Origin of the sequence: Pseudomonas nabeulensis, assembly GCF_004682045.1 — a bacterium.
Lineage (GTDB): Bacteria > Pseudomonadota > Gammaproteobacteria > Pseudomonadales > Pseudomonadaceae > Aquipseudomonas > Aquipseudomonas nabeulensis.
Window position 1 is genome coordinate 156,002 of sequence record NZ_QUZT01000003.1, and the last position, 15,811, is coordinate 171,812.

Here is a 15,811-nt window from a genome sequence, read left to right on the forward strand (position 1 = left end):
TTCAGTTTCAACCGTGCTTGATGAACAAAAACACTTCGTCCGGCGGCGCCCGAAGGGCTCCAGAGCCGGTGGTACACTCGACTTTCGCGCAACTGCGCCTGCAGGTCTTGCGAACATGACGCAAATTTCCGAACGCCTTCTGGTTCAAGCCCACCTCGACGCCAAGCAGCCCAAGGCCCTCAGCGCCGACGAAGAGGCGAGCCTGCGCGCCGCCATCGCCGCCGAGCTGAAAGCTCAGGATGCGGTGTTGGTTGCCCACTTCTACTGCGACCCGATCATCCAGGCTCTGGCCGAAGAAACCGGTGGCTGTGTCTCCGACTCCCTGGAAATGGCCCGCTTCGGCGCGGCTCACCCGGCCAAGACCGTACTAGTCGCCGGCGTGCGTTTCATGGGCGAGACGGCCAAGATCCTCACCCCCGAAAAACGCATCCTCATGCCGACCCTGGAAGCCACCTGCTCCCTGGACCTGGGCTGCCCGGTGGATGAATTTTCCGCGTTTTGCGATCAGCATCCCGAGCGCACCGTGGTGGTGTATGCCAACACCTCGGCGGCGGTCAAAGCCCGGGCGGATTGGGTGGTCACTTCCAGCTGCGCACTGGAAATCGTCGAAAGCCTGATGGACAACGGCGAGACCATCATCTGGGGCCCGGACAAGCACCTGGGCACCTACATCCAGCGCCAGACCGGTGCCGACATGTTGCTGTGGGACGGTGCGTGTATCGTCCATGAAGAGTTCAAGTCCAAGCAGCTCGAAGACATGAAGGCGCTGTACCCGGACGCGGCGATCCTGGTGCACCCGGAGTCCCCGACCTCGGTGATCGAGTTGGCGGACGCCGTGGGCTCCACCAGCCAACTGATCGCGGCGGCCCAGCGTTTGCCGAACAAGACGTTTATCGTGGCGACCGACCGTGGCATCTTCTACAAGATGCAGCAGCTGTGCCCGGACAAGGTGTTTGTTGAAGCACCGACCGCCGGCAACGGCGCAGCGTGCCGCAGTTGCGCGCACTGCCCGTGGATGGCGATGAACACGCTGGAGCGCACGTTGCAGTGCTTGCGTGAGGGCAGCAATGAGATCTTTGTCGAGCCGTCGGTGATTCCGCAGGCAGTGCGGCCGCTGAAGCGGATGCTGGATTTCACCCAGGCGGCGCGCCTGAGGTTGGCGGGCAACGCCTGATCCCGTTGTGAACACAGTGAAAAAATGTGGGAGGGGGCTTGCCCCCGATGGCGGTGTATCTGTCAGCTTATCTGTAGCTGACACACTGCAATCGGGGGCAAGCCCCCTCCCACATTTGAATTTCTATTGTTCTTGGGGTTACTTCTTTTGCTTCGGAATTCGCACCAACTGCGTATCCGAGTAGATGTCATGCCAGCTGCGCTTGCGCTTATCAAACAGCGACCAGATAAACCCCAGCCCCACGCACAACCACGACGCAATCGACACCACAAAACGCAGCAATGCCTGCCACAGGCTGATACGTGTGCCGTCCGCGTTCTGCACGCGCACGCCCCATACCTGCATACCCAGCGTTTGCCCCGAGTGGGTCCAGAACTTGGCGAAGAAACCAAACAACACAAACAACAGAATCGTCGACAACAACGGGTCGCCGTCCAGCGCGCCGGATTCGGTGAGGGTGCGCATCCTGGCTTCGCCCACGAAGGCGATCCACACCAGTTTGTAGATAAACGCGGTGACGATCAGCAGGGCGGTGCACAGCAAAAAGTCGTAGAACATCGCTGCCAGACGACGGCCCAGGCCAACAGCGGGGAATTCGCCTTGGGGGCTCAGCAGGGGTTTGGACATGGCAGGGTCTCTGGAGAAAAACCCATAGTACGAAATAACGCGCATAAAAAAGCCCCTGATGTCATATCAGGGGCTTTTTGTCGCAGTCGGGATCAGCCTTCTGCTTGTACTTCGTCAGCCTGCATGCCTTTTTGGCCTTGCACGGCTTTGAAAGTGACCTTCTGGCCTTCTTTCAGGCTCTTGAAGCCATTGCCTTGAATAGCGCGGAAATGCACGAACAGATCCGGACCGCTTTCTGGAGTGATAAAACCAAACCCTTTCTCGTCGTTAAACCACTTGACGGTACCGCTCTGACGTTGATCAGACATTTTCTTCTTTCCTTTGACGCTAAAAATTAATGACAGCCTCTTTCCAATGAAAGAGTACTGGGCTGGGTTGCAGGAAAGTAAGAGACGTCGAACGGGTTGTAGCAAACTATTGGCTACTGCCCAGGTCCAGGTTCAAAGCGACCCATGCAAACACAGTGATCAAACTCTACGCCAACTAATAGCGAAAAGACAAGCCCTGCCTAAAGCCTAGCTATTGCTCGGCATCATGACACTTCGGTCAACATTTTGGATTCGACTTATTCGATAGAGTTAGTCACTGGTTATAGGTTGTTTCCTTAAGTAATGACTATCGTCACTGCACTGTTTTATGGCGGTTGCGTTACAGATTAGTGCACGTAACGCAACCGCGTTACTTATAGGAACAGTTGCTCAGCCACGATAGTAACGCTGTGGCACAAATGGCATTTTACTTACACGAAGTGGCACCTTTTTCCCACGTACCAACGCAGACACTTCGGTGTCCAGGGCGGTGAGCGCGCTGTCCAGGTAACCCATGGCCAACGGGCCGCCCAATGTCGGGCCAAACCCGCCGCTGCACACGCTGCCGATCACGGTGCCGTGCTCGTCGACAATTTCTGCGCCTTCACGTACCGGTGTGCGCTCCTGTGGCAACAAGCCGACGCGCTTGCGGCTCACACCGGTTTGTTGCTGGGTGAAAATGCGGTCGGCACCGGGGAAACCACCGGCACGTGCGCCATCGGCACGACGGGCCTTGGAGATCGCCCACAGCAGGCTGGCTTCAATCGGCGTGGTCTCGGTGTTCATATCGTGGCCGTACAGGCACAGGCCGGCTTCCAGGCGCAGGGAGTCGCGGGCGCCCAGGCCGATCGGTTGTACTTCGGTCTCGGCCAGCAGGCTGCGGGCCAGGCTTTCGGCATTGGCGGCAGGCACGGAAATTTCAAAACCGTCTTCACCGGTGTAGCCCGAACGGCTGACGTAGCAATCCACACCCAGCAGGCGCAGAGTGGCGAACTGCATGAAGGTCATCTTGGTGACTTCCGGTGCCAGGCGCGCCAGGACCTTCACCGCCGCCGGGCCTTGCAGGGCGAGCAGGGCACGTTCTTCGAACAGCGGCTCGATGCTGCACTGGTCGGCAATGTGCTGGCGCAGGTGGGCCAGGTCCTGGTCCTTGCAGGCGGCGTTGACCACCAGGAACAACTCATCGTTACCCAGGTTGGCCACCATCAGGTCGTCGAGGATGCCGCCCTGGTCGTTGGTGAACATTGCGTAGCGTTGCATGCCCACCGGCAGGTCGATGATGTCAACCGGCACCAGGGTTTCCAGGGCCTTGGCGGCATTCGCGCCGGTCAGGCGGATCTGGCCCATGTGGGACACGTCGAACAGCCCGGCCTGGTCACGGGTGTGCAGGTGCTCTTTCATCACGCCCAGCGGGTACTGCACCGGCATGTCGTAGCCGGCGAAGGGCACCATGCGTGCACCAAGTTCGATGTGCAGTGCGTGCAATGGGGTTTTCAACAGGGTTTCGGTGGACATATTCAGCTCCTGAAAAACGTGCTGGCGCGCCTGGGGGCGTCAGCACTCGATAATGTTGACCGCCAAACCGCCACGGGCGGTTTCCTTGTATTTGCTTTTCATATCGGCGCCGGTCTGGCGCATGGTGCGGATGACCTTGTCGAGGGACACAAAATGCTGCCCGTCACCACGCAAGGCCATGCGCACTGCATTGATGGCTTTCACCGAGCCCATGGCATTGCGCTCGATGCACGGCACCTGCACCAGCCCGCCAATCGGGTCGCACGTCAGGCCGAGGTTATGTTCCATGCCGATCTCGGCGGCGTTTTCCACTTGGGACACCGTGCCGCCCAGCACTTCGCACAGGGCGCCAGCGGCCATGGAGCACGCCACGCCGACCTCGCCCTGGCAGCCGACTTCGGCGCCGGAGATCGAGGCGTTTTCCTTGTACAGAATGCCGATGGCGGCGGCGGTGAGCAGGAAGCGCACCACGCCGTCTTCGTTTGCGCCGGGAATAAAGCGCATGTAGTAATGCAGCACCGCCGGCACAATTCCGGCTGCACCATTGGTGGGCGCCGTGACCACGCGCCCGCCGTTGGCGTTTTCTTCGTTGACCGCCAGCGCATAGAGGTTGACCCAGTCCAGCACCGACAACGGATCGCGCAGCGAAGATTCCGGGTTCTTGCACAGTTGCCGGTGCAACGCCGCCGCCCGGCGCTTGACCTTCAAACCGCCGGCCAGCACTCCTTCATTGCGACAGCCCGCGTCTACACAATCCTGCATCACTTGCCAGATATTGAGTAAACCGGCGCGGGTTTCCGCTTCCGGGCGCCAGGCGCTTTCGTTGGTCAGCATCACTTGGCTGATGGACAACCCGTAGGTGGCGCAATGACCGAGCAGGTCCTTGGCACTCTTGAACGGGAAGGTCAGCGGTGTCGCGTCTTCGACAATGCGGTCGGCGCCGGCGGCGTCTTCATCCACCACAAAACCACCGCCGACGGAGTAGTACTCACGGCTGCGGATTTGAATGTTGGCGGCGTCGAAGGCACGAAAAATCATGCCGTTGGGATGGTAGGCGAGGGGTTTGCGGATCATCGCCAGGTGTTCTTTCTCGTTGAACGCAATGCTGTGTTCGCCGAGCAAATTCAGGCGGCCGTCCTTGCGCATGTGCGCCAGGCGCGTGGCCACGGTTTCGGTGTTCACGGTGTCCGGGTGTTCGCCTTCGAGGCCGAGCAGTACAGCCTTGTCGCTGCCGTGGCCTTTGCCGGTGGCACCCAGCGAACCGTAGAGCTCCACCTTGATGCTGGTGGTGGCGCTCAACAGGTTGTCACGCTTGAGGCCTTCGACGAATCGGGCGGCGGCGCGCATCGGGCCGACGGTGTGGGAACTGGAGGGGCCGATGCCAATCTTGAACAGGTCGAACACGCTTAAGGACATGAGTGGTTCTCCGGTTTCTTATTATTTGACTCGGTCAGTGTGGGAGGGGCGGTGCGACGATTCGGCTTGCCCCCGATAGCAGTGTGTCAGCCACCAGAGTTGTCAACTGATACACCGCTATCGGGGGCAAGCCCCCTCCCACATTTGACCTACTTGACCTTTAGGTTATGCGTAGCTCTCGATAGAAGGGCACGCACACACCAGGTTGCGATCCCCAAACACATTGTCCACTCGACCCACCGGCGGCCAGTACTTGCCTTCGATCAACGACGGCACCGGGTACACCGCTTGCTCGCGAGTGTACGGGTGGGTCCACTCGCTCACCAGTTCAGCGGCAGTGTGTGGTGCGTTTTTCAGTGGGTTGTCGTCCTTGTCCAGGGTGCCGTTTTCCACGGCGCGAATTTCTTCGCGGATGGCGATCATGGCGTTGCAGAAGCGGTCCAGTTCTTCCTTGGATTCACTTTCGGTCGGCTCGATCATCAGGGTGCCGGCCACCGGGAACGACATGGTTGGCGCATGGAAACCAAAGTCGATCAGGCGCTTGGCCACGTCATCCACGCTGATGCCGCTGCTGTCCTTGAGTGGGCGCAAATCCAGGATGCATTCATGCGCCACCAGGCCGTTGCTGCCGGTGTACAGCACGGGGTAGTGCTCTTCCAGGCGACGGGAAATGTAGTTGGCATTCAGGATCGCCAGCTGCGAAGCGCGCTTGAGGCCCGCGCCGCCCATCATGCTGATGTACATCCAGGTGATCGGCAGGATGCTCGCGCTGCCGAACGGCGCCGCACACACCGCGCCTTCCTTGCGCTCCATGGCCGCGTGGCCCGGCAGGAATGGCGTGAGGTGCGACTTGACGCCAATCGGGCCAACACCCGGGCCGCCACCGCCGTGGGGAATGCAGAAGGTTTTGTGCAGGTTCAGGTGGGACACGTCGCCGCCGAACTTGCCCGGCGCGCACAGGCCGACCATGGCGTTCATGTTGGCGCCGTCGATGTACACCTGGCCGCCGTTGTCGTGGATGATGCCGCAAATTTCGCGGATGCCTTCTTCGAACACACCGTGGGTGGACGGATAGGTGATCATCAGTGCGGCGAGGTGGTCGCGGTGCTCGATGGCCTTGGCGCGCAGGTCTTCGATATCCACGTTGCCGCGTGCATCGCAGGCGGTGACCACCACGCGCATGCCCGCCATGTTGGCGGTAGCCGGGTTGGTGCCGTGGGCCGACGACGGGATCAGGCAGATGTCGCGGCGCTCATCGCCACGGCTCTGGTGATAGGCACGAATCGCCAACAGGCCGGCGTACTCGCCCTGGGAACCGGCGTTTGGTTGCAGGGAGATCGCGTCATAACCGGTGGCCGCGCAGAGCATGGCTTCCAGGTCGGAGGTCAGCTCCAGGTAGCCGGCGCTTTGCTCGGCTGGAGCGAACGGGTGCAGGGCACCGAACTCGGCCCAGGTCACCGGGATCATTTCGCTGGCGGCGTTGAGCTTCATGGTGCACGAACCCAGCGGGATCATGGTGCGGTCCAGCGCCAGGTCCTTGTCGGCCAGCTTGCGCAGGTAGCGCATCAGCTCGGTTTCGGAGTGATAGCGGTTGAACACCGGGTGGCTGAGCACAGGCGATTGGCGCAGCAGCGCGGTTGGCAGGGTCGCGTCGACCTTGGCCGTGAACGCCGGCAGGGCTTTGCCATCGGCGAAGATCGCCCACAGGGTTTCGATATCGGCCTGGGTGGTGGTCTCGTCCACCGACACGCCAACACGCTCACTGTCTACCACACGCAGGTTGATGCGCTGGTCGCGGGCCTTGTCGTGCAGGGCGGCGGTTTGGGCGCCGGTATTGAGGGTGAGGGTGTCGAAGAAGTGTTCTTGCTCGACCTTGAAGCCCAGGGTGGTCAGGCCGTTGGCCAGGATCGCGGTCAACTGGTGTACACGCTGGGCGATCTGGGTCAGGCCTTTAGGGCCGTGGTAGACGGCGTACATACTGGCGATGTTGGCCAGCAGCACTTGGGCGGTGCAGATGTTCGACGTGGCTTTTTCACGGCGGATATGTTGCTCGCGGGTCTGCATGGCCAGGCGCAGGGCCGGCTTGCCGAAACGGTCGACGGACACGCCAACCAGACGGCCTGGCATATCGCGTTTGAACGCATCCTTGGTGGAGAAATACGCTGCGTGCGGGCCACCAAAGCCCAGCGGCACGCCGAAGCGTTGCGCGCTGCCGATGGCCACGTCGGCGCCGAATTCGCCCGGCGGTGTCAGCAGGGTCAGGGCCAGCAGGTCGGCGGCCACCGCTACCAACGCGTTGGCGGCGTGGAAACGCTCGGTCAGCTCGCGGTAGTCGAACACGTCACCGTTGCTCGCCGGGTATTGCAGCAGGGCGCCGAAGAACGGGCTGACGTCGGTCAGCTCACGTTCATCGCCTACCACCACGTCAATGCCCAACGGTTCGGCACGGGTGCGCAGCACGTCGAGGGTTTGCGGGTGGCTGTGGATCGAAGCGAAGAAGGCGTTGCTGCCTTTGTTCTTGCTCAGGCGTTTGCAGAAGGTCATGGCTTCGGCGGCGGCGGTGGCTTCATCGAGCAGGGAGGCGTTGGCAATCGGCAGGCCGGTGAGGTCGCTGATCAGGGTCTGAAAATTCAGCAGCGCTTCCAGGCGGCCTTGGGAAATTTCCGGTTGGTACGGGGTGTAGGCGGTGTACCAGGCCGGGTTTTCCAGCAGGTTGCGCAGGATCGGCGACGGCGTATGGCAGTTGTAGTAGCCCTGGCCGATATAGGTCTTGAACAGTTGATTCTTGCCGGCAATGGCCTTGATCTTGGCCAGGGCGTCGGCCTCGCTCAGGCCGTCTTCCAGGCCGAGCACGCTGGTGCCCTTGATGCTTTCCGGGATCACGCTGGCGCTCAGGGCTTCCAGGGAATCAAAACCCAGGGTGGCGAGCATGTGCTGCTCATCTTCCTGGCGCGGGCCGATGTGGCGGGCGATGAATTCGTTGGCGGTGGTGATGTTAACGGTCATTGCGCGCTCCTCAAGCTTCAGCGTTGGCTTTGATCAGGCGGTCGTACGCGTCCTGATCCAACAGTTTAGCTACCGCCCCGGCATCGGCCGGTTTGAAGCGGAAGAACCAGCCTTCGCCCAGCGGGTCTTCGTTGACCAGTTCCGGGCTGTCGCTCAATTGTTCGTTCACTTGCAGCACTTCACCGGTCAGGGGCATGTACACGCCGCTGGCGGCCTTGACCGACTCCACGGTGGCGGCTTCAGCGCCTTTGTCGTAGGCCTGCAACTCCGGCAGTTGCACGAAAACCACATCACCCAGCGCGTTCTGCGCGAAAGCGGTGATACCCACGGTGACGCTGCCGTCGGCTTCGGCGCGCAGCCATTCGTGATCTTCAGTGAAACGCAACTCGCTCATGGAAACTCCTCGGGGCCAGATTCGCCTGGTGGACGGAATAATGAGGAGTTGCTTAGCAAGATCGCGGCCAATGTTATTAAATCGTTATAAATCAATGAGTTAATAAAAGTGGTTATAGACTTATGCAGTGAGGGTGTAGCGATTTCGCTACAGTTGCGCGCAAGAAAAAAAGCCTATGTGGATCAAAGCCTTGCATGGCGCGTGAAAAGCAGGGTTGTAGCGATATCGTTACGCTGTAGCGCTTTCGGTACAGCCGATGTCGTTCCTGGACCAAAATTGGAATGCATTCAATCATTTGAAATGAGGTCAATGTGGGAGGGGGCTTGCCCCCGATTGCGGTGTGTCAGTCAACTTATCTTCCACTGACACACCGCCATCGGGGGCAAGCCCCCTCCCACAGTTGATTGCATTTCACATGGGTTCAGGGCTTGTTCGGGATGCCGTACTTGCGCAGGCGATGGGCAATCGCGGTATGGGAGGTTTGCAACCGACTGGCCAATTGCCGCGTCGAGGGATAGCTGCTGTAGAGCTTCTCCAACAGGCTGCGTTCGAAGTCTTCAACGGCCTGTTCCAAACTATCGACTTCGTTATCGCTCTGGCGCGCCACCGAGGTGCCGGCGATGTCCAGGTCGCCAATGTCCACCAGGCTGCCTTCACAGATGGCGGCGGCGCGGAAGATCACGTTTTGCAGTTGCCGCACATTGCCCGGCCAAGGGTTGCCCAACAGCGCCGGGTAAGTGCCGGGCGCCAGGCGGCAGACCGGGCGTTGGATCTGCGCGCAGGCCTGCTGCATGAAATAGCGCGCCAGCAACAGGATGTCCTGGCCACGTTGGCGCAGGGGCGGCACTTCGACGTTGAGCACGTTGAGGCGATAGAACAGGTCTTCGCGGAAGGTGCCTTCACTGACCATTTTTTCCAGGTCGCGGTGGGTCGCGCTGAGAATGCGCACGTTAACCTTCACTTCACGGTCGCCCCCGACGCGGCGGAAGCTGCCGTCGTTGAGAAAGCGCAGCAGCTTGGCTTGCAGGTACGGCGACATCTCACCGATCTCATCGAGAAACACCGTGCCCTGGTTGGCCAGTTCCATCAGCCCCGGTTTGCCACCCCGTTGCGCGCCGGTAAAGGCGCCCGGCGCGTAACCGAACAACTCGCTTTCGGCGAGGTTCTCCGGCAACGCCGCGCAGTTCAGCGCCAGGAACGGCGCACTGTGGCGTGCACTGATGGCATGACAGGCCCGTGCGACCAACTCTTTGCCGGTGCCGGTTTCGCCCTGGATCAACAGCGGGGCATCCAATGCTGCCACCCGCTGCGCCCGCGCCTTGAGGGTGCGAATCACCGGGGATTCGCCGAGCAGCGCATCGAACCCTTCGGCATGGTCATGGTGCAGCGCCGACAGTTGCTCGCCGATACGGTTGGGTTGATAGAGGGTCAGCAGCGCGCCTGCATCGGTGATCGGCGTGGCGTCCAGCAGCAAGGTCTGGCCGTTGACGCTGATCTCCCGCAGCGGCAGGCGAAAACCTTGTTCCAGCAACGTGGCCAGTAGCGCCGGGTCGTTGAACAGTTCGCTGATGCTTTCCCCCGCCGGTTCGCGACCGTAGAGGGCGATCAACGCCGGGTTGGCCAGCAGGATCTTGCCCGCACTGTCCAGGGCCAGCACCGGGTCGGTCATGGCGGCCAGCAGGGCGTCGAGTTGCAGGTGGCGGCGTTGACCGGGGAGGATGTCGACTACCGTCACCGCCTGTACGCCGTGCACGCTGAACAGCGCATCGCGCAGTTCTTCGAGGACGTCAGCGCTCAGGGTTGGCGCGTCGATATAGACGTTGGGCGGCACCATCTCCACCGCATCCAGGTTGAGATTACGCCCACCGAGCAGGGCCAGGACTTCCTGGGTGATGCCGACGCGGTCGATGAAGCTGACGTGGATACGCATGGGGGGGCTGACAATTCTGGGAAGCGAGAGGCGGCAAGTATGCCTTGCAGGCGATGCAGAACCAAATGTGGGAGGGGGCAAGCCCCCTCCCACATTTGAAGCTGAGTTGTATCAGTTATTCCAAGTGCTCAGGCTTGATCGGGTCGCCCGGTTTCACATCCAGTTGATGCCGCACATCCTCGAACATCAGGTCGTATTGCTTGTGCATCGACCCATTCAACACGGCGATCTTCGGCATGCCGTATTTCTGCGCGATGTTCATCGCATGCCGTGCGAAGTCGAACGCCTGGTCCTTAGGCAAGAAGAATTCTTCCTTGAGGTCCTTGCCCTGTACCGAGCCGTGCAGCTTGAACAGCATGCCCTTGCCTTCCTTGGGGTCTTGGCTGACCTCGTAGTCGATACACAGGTTGTAGCTGTAGTCCTGAGCATTCAGCGCATGACGTTCGACGTGCAAGTGACCCGGTTCAAAGATGGCCATAGGCGTTTCTCCTCAACTTCACAGGTAGGTGATGCCAGGTTTTGCCGTGCTGATGCGTGTGCCGGCGCTGCCCTGGACGATGGCTTCGATGTCCGAGAGTGAACCGATGACCGCGGTTTTGCCAGTCTTGCGGGCGAACTCGCAGGCAGCTTGCACCTTGGGCCCCATGGAACCGGCGGCGAAGCCGAGTTTTTCCATTTCGTCCGGGTGGGCCTGACCGATAGCCTTCTGGGTGGGTTTACCGTAGTCGATAAACGCCGCGTTGACGTCGGTAGCGATCACCAGCAAATCGGCTTCCAGTTGTGAGGCCAGCAGCGACGAGCACAGGTCCTTGTCGATCACCGCTTCGATGCCGCGCAGCTTGCCATCTTCGCCGTACATAGTCGGGATACCGCCACCGCCGGCGCAGATCACGATGCTGCTTTTTTCCAGCAGCCACTTGATCGGACGGATTTCAAAGATGCGTTTCGGGCGAGGGCTGGCGACCACGCGGCGGTACTTGTCGCCATCCGGTGCGATCGCCCAGCCTTTTTCAGCGGCCAGTTTTTCCGCTTCGGCCTTGGAGTACACCGGGCCGATAGGCTTGGTAGGGTTCTTGAAGGCCGGGTCCTTGGCGTCGACTTCGACTTGGGTAAGCAAGGTGGCGAAGGGCACTTCGAAGTCCAGCAGGTTGCCCAGTTCCTGTTCGATGATGTAGCCGATCATGCCTTCGGTTTCGGCGCCCAGCACGTCCAGCGGGTACGGTGAAACCTGGGTGTAGGCCGCCGCCTGCAACGACAGCAGGCCGACTTGCGGACCATTGCCGTGGGCGATTACCAGTTCGTTGCCGGGGTGGATCTTGGCAATCTGTTCGGTGGCGATCCGGATATTGGCGCGTTGGTTGTCCGCTGTCATGGGTTCACCACGGCGGAGCAGGGCGTTACCGCCCAGTGCAACGACGATACGCATACAAAAGTCCTTCCGTAATTCTTCGTTGTGAACGCGGTCAATGTGGGAGGGGGCTTGCCCCCGATAGGGGTGTGTCAGTTGTAAAATTGTTGACTGACACCCTGCAATCGGGGGCAAGCCCCCTCCCACAATTTGACCGCATTCCTTCAGTTACAGGTCAGCCAGGGTGGAGACCAAAATCGCCTTGATGGTATGCATGCGGTTCTCCGCCTGCTCAAAGGCAATACACGCCGGCGACTCGAACACGTCGTCCGTCACCTCGATGCCATTGGCCAAATGCGGGTACTGCTCGGCAATCTGCTTGCCGACCTTGGTGTCGCTGTTGTGGAACGCGGGCAGGCAGTGCATGAACTTGGTGCGTGCATTGCCGGTGGCTTTCATCAGCTCGGCGTTCACCTGGTACGGCAGCAGTTGCTCGATACGCTCGGCCCAGGCTTCCACGGGCTCGCCCATCGAGACCCATACGTCGGTGTGGATAAAGTCCACGCCTTTGACCGCGGCTTTCGGGTCTTCGGTGAGGGTGATGCGGGCGCCGCTTTCTTCCGCGTATTTTTTGCAGCGGCCCACCAGATCGTCATGTGGCCACAGGGCTTTTGGCGCGCAGATGCGCACGTCCATGCCGAGCTTGGCGCCCACCAGCAGCAACGAGTTGCCCATGTTGTTGCGGGCGTCGCCGAGGTAGGCGTAGCTGATCTCGTGGATCGGCTTGTCGGCGTGTTCGCGCATCGTCAGCACGTCGGCGATCATCTGGGTGGGGTGGTATTCATCGGTCAGGCCGTTGAACACCGGCACGCCGGCGAACTTGGCCAGTTCTTCGACGATTTCCTGCTTGAAGCCACGGTATTCGATGGCGTCGTACATGCGCCCCAGCACACGGGCGGTGTCTTTCATGCTTTCTTTGTGGCCGATCTGCGAGGAGCCCGGGTCGATATAAGTGACGTTGGCACCCTGGTCATAGGCCGCCACTTCGAAGGCGCAACGGGTGCGGGTCGAGGTTTTTTCGAAGATCAGCGCAATGTTGTTGCCTTTGAGGTGTTGTTGTTCGGTGCCGGTGTACTTGGCGCGCTTGAGGTCGCGGGACAGGTCCAGCAGGTAGCGCAACTCGCGCGGGGTGTGGTGTTCCAGGCTGAGCAGGCTGCGGTTGTGGATGTTGAACGCCATGATGATTCTCCTTGGATTCGGTCATCGGCCCGGTCGGCTTCGGGTGGAAGCCGCCGGGTGGAGGGTCGCTTAGTAGTCGATTGGGTCGCGGATGATCGGGCAGGTCATGCAGTGGCCACCGCCACGGCCACGGCCCAGTTCACCGGCGCTGATGGTGATCACTTCCACGCCGGCCTTGCGCAGCAGGGTGTTGGTGTAGGTGTTGCGGTCGTAGCCGATGACCACGCCGGGCTCTACGGCCACCACGTTGTTGCCGTCGTCCCATTGCTCGCGTTCGGCGGCGAAGGCGTTGCCGCCGGTTTCCACCACGCGCAGGGCCTTGAGCTTGAGAGCGGTGGCGACCACATCGAGGAAGCTTGCGTCTTCACGGCGCACGTCGATGCCACCGGGTTTGCTGTCGTCAGGACGCAGGCTGAACGCGACGATCTGGTTGACCACTTCGGGGAAGATGGTGACCAAGTCGCGGTCGCAGAAGCTGAACACGGTGTCCAGGTGCATGGCGGCGCGGGATTTGGGCAGGCCGGCGACGATCACGCGCTCCACCGCTTTGTGCTTGAACAGGTTCAGCGCCAGTTGGCCGATGGCCTGGCGCGAAGAACGCTCGCCCATGCCGATCAACACCACGCCATTGCCAATCGGCATCACGTCGCCGCCTTCAAGGGTGGCATTGCCGTGTTCCTGGTCGGGGTCGCCGTACCAGATCTGGAAGTCGGCGTTGGTGAACTCGGGGTGGAATTTGTAGATGGCGGTGGTCAGCAGGGTTTCCTGACGTCGCGCCGGCCAGTACATCGGGTTGAGTGTGACGCCGCCGTAGATCCAGCAGGTGGTGTCGCGAGTGAACTGGGTGTTCGGCAGCGGCGGCAGGATAAAGCTGGAGTGGCCGAGGAAGTCGCGGAACATTTCGATGGTCTTGCCACCGAAACTGGTCGGCAGGTCATCAGCCGACACACCGCCGATCAGGAACTCAGCGACCTTGCGCGGTTCCAGGCTGCGCAGCCATGAACCGACTTCGTTGACCAGGCCGAGGCCGACCTGGTTGGCGGTGATCTTGCGCTCCAGAATCCAGTCCAGCGCTTCAGGGATGGCAACGATGTCGGTGAGCAGGTTGTGCATTTCTAGCACATCAATATCCCGCTCGCGCATCTTGGTGACGAAGTCGAAATGGTCGCGCTTGGCCTGGGCCACCCACAGCACGTCATCGAACAGCAGTTCATCGCAGTTGTTGGGGGTCAGCCGCTGGTGGGCCAAGCCTGGGGAGCACACCATGACTTTGCGCAGTTTGCCGGCTTCGGAATGGACGCCGTACTTCACTTTTTCCGTGGTCATTTCAGATCCTCCAATAAACACAAGTTACAAAGTCAGGAAGCCGTCGTAGAGTCCAAAGGCCGCCACCAGGGCGCCAATGACCACTGCGGCGAAAATCAGCTTCTCGACATTGGTGAAAATCGGTTTGCCCAGTTCACGCTTGGCTTTGGCGAACAGGATCGCGCCGGGGGCGTAGAGCAGGGCGGAGAGCAGCAGGTATTTGGTGCCGCCGGCGTAGAGCAGCCAGATCGCGTACACCAGGGCGATAGCGCCGATAAACAGGTCTTTCTTGCGCTCTTGCAGAGCGTTCTCGTAGGTTTCACCGCGCACTGCCAGCAACAGGGCGTAGGCCGCCGACCACAGGTAAGGCACCAGGATCATCGAGGTGGCGAGGTAGATCAGCGACAGGTAAGTGCTGGCCGAGAACAACGTGATCACCAGGAACAGCTGCACCATGGCGTTGGTCAGCCACAGGGCGTTGACCGGCACATGGTTGGCGTTTTCCTTGCGCAGGAACTCCGGCATGGTGTGGTCCTTGGCGGCGGCGAACATGATCTCCGCACACAGCAGCACCCACGACAGCAGCGCACCCAGCAAGGAAATGATCAAGCCGACGCTGATCAGCACCGCGCCCCAGTGGCCCACCACATGCTCCAGCACAGCGGCCATCGACGGGTTCTGCAGCTTGGCCAGTTCCGGTTGGGTCATGATCCCCAGGGACAGCACGTTCACCAGCATCAGGAACAGCAGCACGGTGATAAAGCCGATGACGGTGGCCTTGCCGACGTCGGAGCGTTTTTCCGCACGGGACGAGAAGATGCTCGCGCCCTCGATGCCGATAAACACCCACACGGTGACCAGCATCATGTTGCGCACCTGGTTCATCACACTGCCCAGGTCCGGGTTTTTCACGCCCCAGATGTCAGCGGTGAAGATCTCCAGCTTGAACGCGAACAGCGCGATCAACACGAACAGCACCAGCGGCACCACCTTGGCGACGGTGGTCACCAGGTTGATAAACGCCGCTTCCTTGATCCCGCGCAGCACCAGAAAGTGCACGGCCCACAGCAGCACCGACGCACCAATGACGGCCGCCGGCGTGTTGCCTTCGCCAAAGATCGGGAAGAAGTAACCGAGGGTGCTGAACAGCAACACGAAGTAACCGACGTTGCCCAACCAGGCACTGATCCAGTAGCCCCAGGCCGACGAGAAACCCATGTAGTCGCCGAAACCGGCCTTGGCATAGGCGTACACACCGCCGTCGAGGTCGGGCTTGCGGTTGGCGAGGGTCTGGAACACAAAAGCGAGGGTCAACATGCCGATGGCGGTAATCACCCAACCAATCAATACCGCGCCGACGTCGGCGCTGGCAGCCATGTTCTGCGGCAGTGAGAAGATCCCGCCACCAATCATCGAACCCACGACAAGTGCAACCAGTGCACCAAGCTTAAGTTTTCCGGGAGTTTCAGACATTGCGTGACTCCAATGCAGGAGAAGAGAGACCACAGAATAATTCCGTGCGCTATTCAAACAGCTGACTCAGATCACT

Annotated in this window: 13 protein-coding genes; 1 reads left to right on the forward strand and 12 read right to left on the reverse strand. The window is 60.6% G+C overall.

Annotated features, from left to right (window positions below; all coding sequences use genetic code 11):
- Window positions 1–115: 115 nt before the first annotated feature.
- Window positions 116–1,174, forward strand: a complete 1,059-nt coding sequence (nadA, locus tag DYL61_RS03110) for a quinolinate synthase NadA (protein ID WP_105695430.1) — start codon at window positions 116–118, stop codon at window positions 1,172–1,174.
- Window positions 1,175–1,312: 138 nt separating this feature from the next.
- Here the strand turns inward: nadA and DYL61_RS03115 are convergent, their stop codons facing one another.
- The 12 genes from DYL61_RS03115 to arcD form a co-directional block, all read right to left on the reverse strand.
- The gene (locus tag DYL61_RS03115; protein WP_135307157.1) at window positions 1,313–1,801 is read right to left on the reverse strand and encodes an RDD family protein; all 489 of its coding nucleotides are present in this window, start codon (window positions 1,799–1,801) and stop codon (window positions 1,313–1,315) included.
- Window positions 1,802–1,893: 92 nt separating this feature from the next.
- Window positions 1,894–2,109 (reverse strand): cold-shock protein, encoded by a 216-nt coding sequence (locus DYL61_RS03120; protein ID WP_135307158.1) that lies wholly within the window; start codon window positions 2,107–2,109, stop codon window positions 1,894–1,896.
- A 390-nt stretch (window positions 2,110–2,499) separates the two neighbouring features.
- On the reverse strand, window positions 2,500–3,624 hold the full coding sequence (gene gcvT, locus DYL61_RS03125; RefSeq protein ID WP_135307159.1) for a glycine cleavage system aminomethyltransferase GcvT: 1,125 nt from the start codon (window positions 3,622–3,624) through the stop codon (window positions 2,500–2,502).
- Window positions 3,625–3,663: 39 nt separating this feature from the next.
- A complete protein-coding gene (locus DYL61_RS03130; protein ID WP_135307160.1) occupies window positions 3,664–5,040 on the reverse strand; it encodes an L-serine ammonia-lyase in 1,377 nt (458 codons plus the stop codon).
- A 165-nt stretch (window positions 5,041–5,205) separates the two neighbouring features.
- Window positions 5,206–8,046 (reverse strand): aminomethyl-transferring glycine dehydrogenase, encoded by a 2,841-nt coding sequence (gene gcvP, locus DYL61_RS03135; RefSeq protein ID WP_135307161.1) that lies wholly within the window; start codon window positions 8,044–8,046, stop codon window positions 5,206–5,208.
- A gap of 10 nt (window positions 8,047–8,056) precedes the next feature.
- Entirely contained in the window at window positions 8,057–8,440 is a 384-nt protein-coding gene (gene gcvH, locus DYL61_RS03140; protein WP_135307162.1) for a glycine cleavage system protein GcvH, read from the reverse strand.
- 421 nt (window positions 8,441–8,861) lie between these two features.
- Complete coding sequence (locus tag DYL61_RS03145; protein WP_135307163.1) at window positions 8,862–10,370, reverse strand: sigma-54-dependent transcriptional regulator; 1,509 nt, start codon at window positions 10,368–10,370, stop codon at window positions 8,862–8,864.
- A gap of 115 nt (window positions 10,371–10,485) precedes the next feature.
- On the reverse strand, window positions 10,486–10,848 hold the full coding sequence (locus tag DYL61_RS03150; protein ID WP_105695438.1) for a DUF5064 family protein: 363 nt from the start codon (window positions 10,846–10,848) through the stop codon (window positions 10,486–10,488).
- Between the two features lie 18 nt (window positions 10,849–10,866).
- Complete coding sequence (gene arcC / locus DYL61_RS03155; RefSeq protein ID WP_135307164.1) at window positions 10,867–11,796, reverse strand: carbamate kinase; 930 nt, start codon at window positions 11,794–11,796, stop codon at window positions 10,867–10,869.
- Window positions 11,797–11,946: 150 nt separating this feature from the next.
- Complete coding sequence (locus DYL61_RS03160) at window positions 11,947–12,957, reverse strand: ornithine carbamoyltransferase (RefSeq protein WP_016975434.1); 1,011 nt, start codon at window positions 12,955–12,957, stop codon at window positions 11,947–11,949.
- Window positions 12,958–13,026: 69 nt separating this feature from the next.
- Entirely contained in the window at window positions 13,027–14,283 is a 1,257-nt protein-coding gene (gene arcA, locus DYL61_RS03165; RefSeq protein WP_135307165.1) for an arginine deiminase, read from the reverse strand.
- Window positions 14,284–14,307: 24 nt separating this feature from the next.
- Window positions 14,308–15,735 (reverse strand): arginine-ornithine antiporter, encoded by a 1,428-nt coding sequence (gene arcD, locus DYL61_RS03170; RefSeq protein WP_135307166.1) that lies wholly within the window; start codon window positions 15,733–15,735, stop codon window positions 14,308–14,310.
- Window positions 15,736–15,811: the final 76 nt, after the last annotated feature.

What these genes read in the sequence shown, in the direction of transcription:
- DYL61_RS03160 (WP_016975434.1), bottom strand. Translation starts at nt 12,957, where the DNA reads ATGGCGTTCAACATCCACAACCGCAGCCTGCTCAGCCTGGAACACCAC.
- arcD (WP_135307166.1), bottom strand. Translation starts at nt 15,735, where the DNA reads ATGTCTGAAACTCCCGGAAAACTTAAGCTTGGTGCACTGGTTGCACTT.
- DYL61_RS03145 (WP_135307163.1), bottom strand. Translation starts at nt 10,370, where the DNA reads ATGCGTATCCACGTCAGCTTCATCGACCGCGTCGGCATCACCCAGGAA.
- DYL61_RS03150 (WP_105695438.1), bottom strand. Translation starts at nt 10,848, where the DNA reads ATGGCCATCTTTGAACCGGGTCACTTGCACGTCGAACGTCATGCGCTG.
- arcA (WP_135307165.1), bottom strand. Translation starts at nt 14,283, where the DNA reads ATGACCACGGAAAAAGTGAAGTACGGCGTCCATTCCGAAGCCGGCAAA.
- DYL61_RS03130 (WP_135307160.1), bottom strand. Translation starts at nt 5,040, where the DNA reads ATGTCCTTAAGCGTGTTCGACCTGTTCAAGATTGGCATCGGCCCCTCC.
- DYL61_RS03120 (WP_135307158.1), bottom strand. Translation starts at nt 2,109, where the DNA reads ATGTCTGATCAACGTCAGAGCGGTACCGTCAAGTGGTTTAACGACGAG.
- DYL61_RS03115 (WP_135307157.1), bottom strand. Translation starts at nt 1,801, where the DNA reads ATGTCCAAACCCCTGCTGAGCCCCCAAGGCGAATTCCCCGCTGTTGGC.
- gcvT (WP_135307159.1), bottom strand. Translation starts at nt 3,624, where the DNA reads ATGTCCACCGAAACCCTGTTGAAAACCCCATTGCACGCACTGCACATC.
- gcvH (WP_135307162.1), bottom strand. Translation starts at nt 8,440, where the DNA reads ATGAGCGAGTTGCGTTTCACTGAAGATCACGAATGGCTGCGCGCCGAA.
- gcvP (WP_135307161.1), bottom strand. Translation starts at nt 8,046, where the DNA reads ATGACCGTTAACATCACCACCGCCAACGAATTCATCGCCCGCCACATC.
- nadA (WP_105695430.1), top strand. Translation starts at nt 116, where the DNA reads ATGACGCAAATTTCCGAACGCCTTCTGGTTCAAGCCCACCTCGACGCC.
- arcC (WP_135307164.1), bottom strand. Translation starts at nt 11,796, where the DNA reads ATGCGTATCGTCGTTGCACTGGGCGGTAACGCCCTGCTCCGCCGTGGT.